Source organism: Candidatus Frankia alpina, from assembly GCF_902806485.1.
Lineage (GTDB): Bacteria > Actinomycetota > Actinomycetes > Frankiales > Frankiaceae > Frankia > Frankia alpina.
The window spans coordinates 1-10,241 of sequence record NZ_CADCWT010000180.1 but is presented as its reverse complement, the minus strand read 5'-3'; the positions used below and the strand labels follow the sequence as shown (position 1 = coordinate 10,241).

Sequence of the window (10,241 nt, the reverse complement as noted above, 5' to 3'; positions counted from 1 at the left end):
TTATGAGGTGTTCGGGTTGGTTCGTGGGCAGTCCAACCCGAAGGTGGCGGTGGTGGAGCGGGTGGTGCCGGGGGTGGTGTTGTTGGAGGGTGATCTGACGGATCTTTCGTCGTTGATCGGTGCGGTGGAGATCTCGCAGCCGGATGAGGTGTACAACCTTGGGGCGATCTCGTTCGTCGGACTGTCGTGGAAGCAGGCGGAGTTGACGGGGGAGACGACGGGGATGGGGGTGTTGCGGGTGTTGGAGGCGTTGCGGATCGCGGGTGGTAACGACATGTCGGGTGTGCGGTTTTATCAGGCGTCGTCGTCGGAGATGTTCGGGAAGGTGCGGGAGACGCCGCAGCGGGAGTCGACGCCGTTTCATCCGCGGTCGCCGTATGGGGTGGCGAAGACGTTCGGGCATTATTTGACGGTGAATTATCGGGAGTCGTACGGGGCTTTTGCGTGTTCGGGTTTGCTGTTTAATCACGAGTCGCCGCGGCGGGGGATCGAGTTTGTGACGCGGAAGATTTCGCGGGCGGTGGCGCGGATCTCGTTGGGGTTGCAGGACTCGTTGACGTTGGGGAACCTGGAGTCGCGGCGGGACTGGGGTTTCGCGGGGGATTATGTGGATGCGATGTGGCGGATGTTGCAGCAGGATGAGCCGGATGACTATGTGGTGGCGACGGGGGTGACGCATAGTATTCGGGAGTTGTTGGATGCGGCGTTCGGGCGGGTGGGGATTTCGGACTGGTCGGGGTTGGTGAAGCAGGATCCGCGGTTTTTCCGCCCGGCGGAGGTGGATGTGCTGGTGGGGGATCCGTCGAAGGCGCGAGAGGTGTTGGGGTGGGTGCCGCGGGTGGGATTCAAGGAGCTGATCGCGATGATGGTCGACTCCGACGTCGCTCTTGAGGCGGAATCAACAGGCAAGGCGTTGACGATCAGGTGAATGCCCTTCCCCGGACGCAGCGCGCCGCCGGCCGCCCCGCTGCGGGTGAACCGGCCGCGCACGGGCATCTCCCTGCGCCGGCTGGGGAGGACGCCTGTGTGTGTCGTCGGGGAGGACGCTGATGAACCGCAACGCCGTCCCGCCGGGGGACTTCTCGCCCACCGTCCGGCGAGCGGCGGCGCACCGGACAAGACCCGGTCCAACCGTGCCGGATCCCGTCTCGACCGGCCCGATGGCAGCGGTACCTGCGATAAGCCGCTCCACGGCTACCAGCCCGCTGCCCACCGGGACGCGGGCGGCAGGACCGCTGGCCGCGGGCGCGACGGTGGCCGCTCCGGCTCCCGCCGGCGCCGGGACGGCCGAGCGGGCCAAGGACGGCTGGACCCTGCGCAAGCGGTTGCGGCAGACCCGCGGCGTCCGACTGCGCGGCGCGCTGCGCGGCGCCGTCCCCCTGGCCCTGGCCGGCCTGCTCGCCAACGTCGCGAACATGGACGTGACCCTGATCATCGCCCGTGCGATGAGCACGCGATCCTACGGCGCGGTGGCCCAGCTGATCGCGATCTTCTTCGTCGTGTCCATGCCGGGCAGCGCGCTGCTCGTCGGGGTGGTCCGGCGGATTACCACCTGGCAGCACAACGGGCGGCTGCACCTCCTGGCGGAGTGGGTGGACCGGGTCCGCCGGGTGGGCGTCGCGACCGTGCTGGTGGTCGCGGTGCTCGCGATCATCGGGCGGGGATACGTCGCCCGCGAGCTGTCGCTACCCGGCCCCGGCGGCGTCGCCGAGATCATCACGGCGGGGGCGGCCTGGTGCCTGCTGTGCGTCGACCGGGGGTTGCTTCAGTGCGCCCGCCAGTACCGGGCGTTGGCCACGAACCTGCTTGTCGACGCCGTGGTGAAGACCGTGTTCACGATCGGCCTGGTGCTCGTCGGCCTCGACGAGTCCGGCGCGGCGATCGGTGTCCTGCTCGGTGTGCTCGCGGCGCTCGCGCACGTGCGGTGGACCCTGCACCGCAACCCGGCCGCGATGGGCCGGGACCGGGCCGCCGCGGCGCCGACCGCCGGCACCGACTCCCCCGCACCGCCCGACGCGGCGCCGGCCCGGCTGGCGGTGGAGGTCGGCGCCGCGCTGGTCGCGCTCGCGCTGCTCGGGCTGCTGCAGAACGTCGACATGCTGCTGCAGGGCCGGCTCGCCCCGGACCGGTCGGGCTCCTACGCGGCCGTCTCCGTCGCCAGCAAGGTGATCGTGCTGGCCGCGGTGGTGCTTGCCGGTTTCCTGTTGCCGGAAGCCGCCGATCGCCGGCATCTCGGACAGCACGCTTTGCATCAACTCGGTGCGACGATCGCAATACTCCTCGTACCGGCGGCGGGGCTGCTCTCGGCCGCTCTCATCGCACCAGACAAACTACTTTCTCTGGCCTTCGGCCCTCGTTTCACCGACGCCTCCGGCGCGCTCCTCCCCCTGGCCGCAGCGATGACCTGTCTCGGAGCTACCGTGCTGTTCACCCATTACCTGCTCGCTCTCGGAGAGCGAGGCGTCCTGCTGGCTCTGGCCCTCACCGCCGCGGCGGCCGTCCCCCTGCTGCTGTGGGCGGACGGTTCGCCGACGGCGACCGCCCGGGTCGATCTCGCCTGCCAGGCGACGCTGGCCGTCGTCACCGGCCTGTCGGTGCTCGCCGCGGCCCGTCGGACGGCCCGGGCATGACCGCGCCGAGCAACGGCCGCGGCCCTGGCGCCGGCGCCGGCGCGACGATTCCGCCGACCCCCGCGGGCCTGATTCTGCCGCAGGTCGGCGTCGGCTCCGCGGTGCCGCCGGGAATCCTGGCCCCGCAGTTCGGCACGCCCGGCATCGAGGACGCCCCCCGGCCTCCCTCGCTCGCCGAGCTCGTCGAGTCCTCCGGCCTGCGCCGCGTGCACGTGCTGGCCTGGCGCGATCTCGACGACCCCGAGTCCGGCGGCTCGGAGCTGCACGCCGACAAGGTCGCCGAGCGCTGGGCGCGGGCGGGCATCGACGTGAGCCTGCGCACCGCGTTCGCCCCCGGCCATCCCGAATCGGTCCGCCGCCACGGCTACTCGGTGGTGCGCAAGGCGGGGCGCTACTCGGTCTTCCCGCGCACGGCCCTGTCCGGGGCACTGGGCCGCACCGGCCCGTGGGACGGGCTGGTGGAGATCTGGAACGGCATGCCGTTCTTCTCCCCCGTCTGGGCCCGCTGCCCGCGGGTGGTGTTCCTGCACCACGTGCACGCGGAGATGTGGCGGATGGTGCTCTCGCCGAAGCTGGCGAAGGTCGGCGAGTCGGTGGAGTTCAAGGTCGCCCCGCCGCTGTACCGGCGCACGCGGATCCTGACGCTGTCCCAGTCGTCCCGGCACGAAATCATCGAGCTGCTCGGCCTGCCGCCGCGCAACATCTCGGTGGTGCCACCGGGGATCGACCCGGCGTTCACCCCGGCCGGCGAGCGGTCCCCGCATCCCCTCGTCGTCGCCGTCGGCCGGCTGGTGCCGGTCAAGCGCTTCGACATCCTCATCGACGGCCTGCGGCGAGCCCACGACGAGCACCCGACGATGGAGGCGGTGATCGTCGGCGAAGGCTACGGGCGGGCGGAGCTGGAGAAGAAGATCCGCACCGCCGGGGCGGGGACGTGGCTGCGCCTCGTCGGGCGCGTCGACGACGACGAGCTGCTCTCGCTCTACCGGCGCGCCTGGGTGCTCACCTCGGCGTCCGCGCGGGAGGGCTGGGGAATGACGATCACGGAGGCGGCGGCGTGCGGCACTCCGTCGGTGGCGACCCGCATCGCCGGGCACACCGACGCGGTCGTCGACGGCGAGACCGGCGTGTTGGTGCAGGACCCGACCGATCTGGGCAAGACACTGGCCGGCGTGCTCTCCGACGACGACTTGCGCGCCCGGCTGTCCACCGGCGCTCTGGCCCACGCTGCGACGTTCACCTGGGCAGAGACCGCCCGTGCCACGTTCGCCGCGCTCGTGCGGGAGGCAGCCCGTCAGCGCGGCGCCGCTTTCCCCGCGGCCCGCGCCGCGAGCGTGATCGGCCAGCGCCGGTGACCCTGGCGACCACCACCCTGGTGATCCGGTGATCCGGTGACCCTGACCACGTCACCGTCCGGTGCCGACGGGGGTCGCCCGCCGACATCGGACGGCTCCGCCCAGGCGCCGTCCCCCCGCGCCGCCGGCCCCGCAGGCCCGGCGGACCCGGCTCAGCGGCCGAACCCGCGGTCCGGCGAACGGCCGGGCCCGTCCGGTCGGGCCGGCGCGGCGGCGTCGCGGGGCCGCCGGCTATGGCCGTCCTGGCCGACCCTGGTGCTGGCCGCCGTGGCCTACCTGCCGCTGCTGGCCACCGCGCCCGGCAGGATCGGCGCGGACACGAAGGCGTATCTCTACCTCGATCCTGGCCGGATGCTGCGCCGGGCGGTCTCCATGTGGGACCCCGCGATCGGCATGGGCACGGTCACCCACCAGAACATCGGCTACCTCTACCCGCAGGGGTTGTTCTACTGGCTGCTGGACACGGCGGGCCTGCCCGACTGGGTGGCTCAGCGGCTGTGGACGGGCTCGATCCTGCTCGGCGCGGGCGCCGGTGTGCTGTTCCTGCTGCGCTCGTTCCACTGGCCCGACCGGTTCGCGTTCGTCGCCGCCGCCGGCTACATGCTCTCGCCCTACGTCCTGGAGTACGAGGCGCGGATCTCGGCGATCCTGCTGCCCTACGCCGGGCTGGGCTGGCTGATCGGCATCACCGTGCGTGGCCTGCGGGAGGCCGAGCCGGGTCGCGCCGGCTGGCGGCCGGCGGGCTGGCGCTTCCCCGCCGCATTCGCCCTGGTCGTCACGACGATCGGCAGCATCAACGCCTCCAGCCTGATCTTCATCCTGTTAGCGCCGCTACTGTGGGTGCCGTTCGCCGTGTGGGGCACCCGGGAGGTCCGCCTCGGCGCCGCCGTGGGCATGTGCACCAGGGCGGTGCTGGCCATCCTCGTCACCTCGGCATGGTGGATCGCCGGGCTGTACACGCAGGCCGGTTACGGGCTGAACGTGCTCGCCTTCACCGAGACGATCGAGACGGTCGCCAGCAGCTCGCAGGCATCGGAGGTGCTACGGGGGCTCGGCAACTGGTTCTTCTACGGCCAGGACGCGCTCGGCCCGTGGATCGGGCCGGCCACCCACTACACGCACGACCTGTGGCTGATCGTCATCAGCTTCGCGCTGCCGATCCTCGCGCTCGCGGCGGCCTCGACGATCCGCTGGGGGCATCGCGGTTACTTCGTCGCGCTGATCCTGCTGGGCACCACGATCGCCGTCGGCGTCTACCCCTACGACGACCCCTCCCCCTGGGGCCGGCTGTTCAAGGACTTCGCAGAGGGGTCGACGGCCGGGCTCGCGCTGCGCTCGCTGCCGCGCGCGGTCCCGATGGTCGTCCTCGGCCTGTCGGTGCTGCTCGCCGGCGGCCTGGCCACCGTGGCGGAGCGGTACGCGGCGCGCACAGCCGCCCGGGGATGGCGGCCGGGGGTCCCGCAGCTCGCGATGGGGCTGGTGCTGGTGATCATCGCCGCGGACATGTCGCCGCTGTTCCGCGGCGAGTTCGTCGAGCCGCTGCTGCAGCGTCCCGAGCAGGTCCCCGCGTACGAGACACAGGTCGCCAAGGCACTCGATGCCGGCGACGACGGCTCGCGGGTGCTGGAGCTGCCCGGCGCCGACTTCTCGCATTACCGCTGGGGCAGTACCCTCGACCCGGTCACCGAGGGACTGATGGACCGGCCGCTGGTCCTGCGCGAGCTCATCCCGTACGGCGAGGCCGGCACCGTCGACCTGGTCCGCTCGCTGGACCGCCGGATACAGGAGGGCGTGCTGGAGACCTCCGCCGTGCCGGACCTGGCGCGGCTGATGGGCGTCGGCGACGTGATGCTGCGCAGCAACCTCGCCTACGAGCGTTACCGCACCCCGCGGCCCCGCTCGACGTGGGATCTGTTCACCTCCACCCGGCCGGCCGGGCTCGGCGCGCCACAGACCTACGGACCGCCGGTGGCCGAGGACCCGGGGATCCCCTTCACCGACGAGATCACGCTCGGCACGAAGGCCTCGGTGCCCGATCCCCCGGCCCTGGCCGTCTTCCCCGTGTCGAACACCCAGCCGATCGTGCGCACCGCCACCACCACCCGACCGCTGCTGGTCAGCGGCAACGGGGAGGCGCTCGTCGACGCGGCCGCCTCCGGGCTGCTCGCCGAGCCCGTCGCATCCGGACGGGCGATCCTCTACGCCCCCGAGCTGGCCAGCAAGCCGGGCGAGCTCGCCCAGGCCCTCGACGACGGCGCCGATCTGCTCGTCAGCGACACCAACCGGCTGCGGGCCGAGCGCTGGACGGGGGTCCGGGAGAACTACGGCTACGTCGAGCAGCCCGGTGTCGCCCCGCTGGTGAAGGACCCGAACGACAACCGGTTGCAGCTGTTCCCCGACGAGACGACCGCCGACCAGACGACGGCGGCTCTGCACGCCCCCGGCACGCCGGCGAAGATCGCCGCGGTGACGACGTCGGCCTACGGCAACTCCTTCGCCTACGGCCCGTGGGACCGGCCGGTGCGTGGCATCGACGGCAACATCAACACCGCCTGGCGGGTCGGCGCCTTCACCGACCCGACCGGTGAGGCCTGGCAGACGACGCTGGCCGCGCCGACCACGACCGACCACGTCCGGCTCACCCAGCCGCTGTCCGGGCCCCGCAACCGGTGGATCACCCGGGCGACGCTGACCTTCGACGGCGGCTCCCCCGTCACCGTCGACCTCACCCCGTCGTCGCGCACCCAGGTCGGCCAGGTCGTCAGCTTCCCGACCCGCACGTTCCGCACGCTGCACATCCGGGTCGACGCGACGAACTACGGCCGCCAGCGCACCTACGACAACGTCTCCGCGGTCGGCTTCGCCGAGGTCGAGATCCCCGGCGCGGACGGCAAGGCGCTGACCGCCGACGAGGTGCTGCGGATGCCGAGCGACAGCCTCGACGCCGCCGGCGCCTCCTCCCTCGGCCACCGCCTGGCCCTGCAGATGTCGCGGGACCGGGCCAACCCGGCCGAGCCGTTCAAGCAGGACACCGAGGAGATCATCAGCCGGTCGTTCGCGCTGCCGACGGCGCGGACGTTCGCGCTGACCGGCACGGCGCGGATCTCCGCGTACGCCGCCGACGACCACATCGACCGCCTGCTCGGGCGGCCGTCGAACCTACCCGTCGTGTCCTCGTCCGGCCGCCTGCCCGGTTCGCTCGCGGCCCGGTCGTCGAGCGCCTTCGACGGCGACGTCACCACCCCGTGGAGCCCCGGCATCGGCGACCCCGAGGGCGGCTGGCTCCAGGTCGTTGCGCCGACCCCGATCACCACCTCCTCGATGACGATGTCCCTCGTCGCCGACTGCCGGCACTCGGTGCCGACCCGGATCGGGCTGGTGGTCGACGGCCAGGTCGTCGGCTCGGTGCCGGTGCCACCGGTCACCGACACCACCCAGCGTGGCGGCACCCGGCAGGTGACCCTGACCTTCCCGGCCGTCACCGGCAGCACCTGGCGGTTCGTCGTCGACGACGTGCGCACCGTCAAAAGCATCGACCCAATCAGCCGATCACCGCTGTCGATGCCGGTGGGGATCGCCGAGATCGGGCTGCCGGGCCTGGCCAGCGGCGTCACCGAGGCCGCGGGTGCGGGCCAGAGCACCACCGGCCTGCTGCCGGCGCAGCTGTCGGGGACCTGCCGGGACGACCTGCTGAGCATCGACGGTCACCCGGTCAGCGTGCGCGTCGACGGCTCCACCGCCGACGCGGTGAACCGCCTCGGCCTGCGGGTGTCCACCTGCGGCGGGGCACTCTCCCTCGGCCCCGGTGAGCACACGATCACCACCGGGGATGGCGCCGAGCTGGGCATGGATCTCGACCGGCTCCTGCTCGCCTCGGACGCCGGCGGCGGCCCCTGGCTGGGCGCCGGCGACACCGGCGCCCCGGCGGCGACCAGCACCACCGCGACGGTCGCCCCGGCGCCTCGGATCACCGTCCAGTCCTCGGGCGCGACGTCGTTCACCGCGCAGGTCACGGGGGCCCAGCCGGGGACACCGTTCTGGCTGGTGCTCGGCGAGAGCCTGTCCCGGGGTTGGAAGGCGACGGTGAACGGCGCCGACGCGGGCGCGCCGCGGCTCGTCGACGGCTACGCCAACGGCTGGCGGGTCAACCCGACGGCCACCGCGTTCACCGTGACCCTGACCTGGGCGCCGCAGCGGATCGTCCGGTATTCGCTGGTGCTGTCCGCGGTGACGGTCGTGTTCTTCCTGGCCCTGCTGCTGCTCACCACCCGCCGCGCGCGGCGGCGGGTGGTGGCGGCGCAGGCAGCGGGGGCGGCCATGCCCGAGCCGGACCTGCCGACGGTCGACCCCTGGTCGATCCGCCCGGTGCGGGTCGACCGGCGGACGACGGCGGGCGCGGTGGTGGGTGCCGGGCTGCTCGCCGCGGTCCTCGTCTCGGCGAACGCCGGGATCGTCGTCGCCCTGGCCACCGCGATCGCGCTGCTGGCGCCGAGGGGCAGGTGGCTGACCCGGGTCGGGCCGGCGGTCTGCCTGGTGGTCAGCGCCTTGTACGTGCTGGAGGTCCAGGTCCGCCATTCGCTGCCGACAAACGGTGACTGGGTGGTGGCGTTCGGACGGGTCGCGACGGTGTCGTGGCTCGCGGTGCTGCTGCTGGCCACGGACCAGCTCGTCGCGGTGCTCCAGCGGCGGCGAGGGGCCACGGCCGTGCCGCCGACGCAGCCCCTCGCCGGGCCGGGCAGGACAGAGGGCACCGCTGACGGCCGTGACGGCGGCGCGACGTGACGGCCTGCCCCACCACCTGGCGTCTCGGTGCTCCTGCAACACTGTTGCAGGAGCACATTCGTCCCGGTTATGGTCGTGCCTGCCCGGCCGGCAGGACACCACCCGAGACCGATGACGGGGCGCAACGAGGGGGCTCACCCATGACCACGCCCGTCGTCACCGGATCAGGACGGAAACGGCGAGCCCGGGTGGCGAGCGCGCTCGACCGGCGGGAGTGGACGACGATCGGCGCCATGGCCGCCGTCGTCATCGGTCTGCACGTGATCGGTTGGATCCTGCTGACGGCTGTCATCGCGCCGCACCACTACCGGTTCGGCGCCGACGGCCAGATGTTCGGCGTCGGCCTCGGGGTCACCGCCTACACCCTCGGGCTTCGGCACGCGTTCGACGCCGACCACATCGCCGCGATCGACAACACCACCCGCAAACTCATGACGGACGGTCGGCGGCCGCTGTCCGTCGGATTCTTCTTCTCCCTCGGCCACTCGACGATCGTGTTCGCGTTGGCCGTCCTGTTCGGCGTCGGGGTGCGCTCGCTGGCCGGCCAGGTCTCCGACGACGGGTCGACCCTGCACGACGTCACCGGCTGGATCGGCACCACCGTCTCCGGCGGCTTCCTTTACCTCATCGCCGGAATCAATCTCTTCGTTCTCGTCCGCATCGTCACCGTGTTCCGCGACATGCGCCGCGGCATCATGGACGAAGCGGCGCTGGAGGAGCGGCTGAATTCCCGCGGATTCGCCAACCGCTTCCTCCGCCGCCTCACCCGGGCGATCACCCGACCGTGGCAGATGTATCCGCTGGGGCTGCTGTTCGGCCTCGGTTTCGACACGGCGACGGAGGTCGCCCTGCTGTTCCTCCCCGCGGGTGCCGCCGGCAGCGGGCTGCCCTGGTACGCCATTATCGTGTTGCCGGTCCTCTTCGCCGCCGGGATGAGTCTGCTGGACACCATCGACGGATCGTTCATGAACTTCGCCTACGGCTGGGCCTTCTCCAAGCTGGTCGGCAAGGCATACTACAACACACCGTCACGGGCCTGTCGGTCGCGGTCGCGTTCCTCATCGGCACCGTCGAGCTACTCGGCATCCTCGCCGAGAAGGCGCACCTGTCGGGTGGTTTCTGGGACTGGGTCTCGGGACTCGACCTGAACGTCGTCGGCTACTTCATCGTCGGCCTGTTCGTCGCCACCTGGGCGGTGAGCCTGCTGGTCTGGAAGGTCGGCCGTATCGAGGAGAGGTGGACGGCCGCGGCGGGGCCCGAACGCGGCCAGCCCGAGCCGACCGCCTGAGCGGGTCCCCGCGCGGCGAACCCGGCCAGACCAGCCCGACCCTCGAACACGCACGGTTAACACATGACTTATTCACACGGATGAGATTGCCCTTTCTATTCTGCTTTGCCCGGATATCCCCGACCCACTCGACACGCAGATCTCCTTCACATCAACACGCAGAGTAACTATGATCTTAGTCTGCGA

Annotated in this window: 4 protein-coding genes and 1 pseudogene; all 5 read left to right on the top strand. The window is 71.8% G+C overall.

What is annotated here, in order from left to right:
- The coding region (locus G6R25_RS17350) for a GDP-mannose 4,6-dehydratase (RefSeq protein WP_163553829.1) at positions 1 to 928 on the top strand (928 nt) is incomplete at its 5' end.
- A gap of 232 nt (positions 929 to 1,160) precedes the next feature.
- Complete coding sequence (locus G6R25_RS17345; protein ID WP_163553830.1) at positions 1,161 to 2,630, top strand: polysaccharide biosynthesis protein; 1,470 nt, start codon at positions 1,161 to 1,163, stop codon at positions 2,628 to 2,630.
- Positions 2,627 to 3,985, top strand: coding sequence for a glycosyltransferase family 4 protein (locus G6R25_RS17340; protein ID WP_163553828.1), 1,359 nt, complete (start codon positions 2,627 to 2,629; stop codon positions 3,983 to 3,985). Before G6R25_RS17345 ends, G6R25_RS17340 begins: the two co-directional genes overlap by 4 nt.
- 36 nt (positions 3,986 to 4,021) lie before the next feature.
- Positions 4,022 to 8,767, top strand: a complete 4,746-nt coding sequence (locus G6R25_RS17335; protein ID WP_163553827.1) for an alpha-(1->3)-arabinofuranosyltransferase domain-containing protein — start codon at positions 4,022 to 4,024, stop codon at positions 8,765 to 8,767.
- 140 nt (positions 8,768 to 8,907) lie between these two features.
- Positions 8,908 to 10,055: pseudogene (gene nicT, locus G6R25_RS17330) on the top strand (Nickel transporter NicT).
- The last annotated feature ends 186 nt before the right edge of the window (positions 10,056 to 10,241 follow it).

Coding starts and splice junctions, on each gene's coding strand:
- G6R25_RS17345 (WP_163553830.1), top strand. CDS start 1,161: ATGGCAGCGGTACCTGCGATAAGCCGCTCCACGGCTACCAGCCCGCTG.
- G6R25_RS17340 (WP_163553828.1), top strand. CDS start 2,627: ATGACCGCGCCGAGCAACGGCCGCGGCCCTGGCGCCGGCGCCGGCGCG.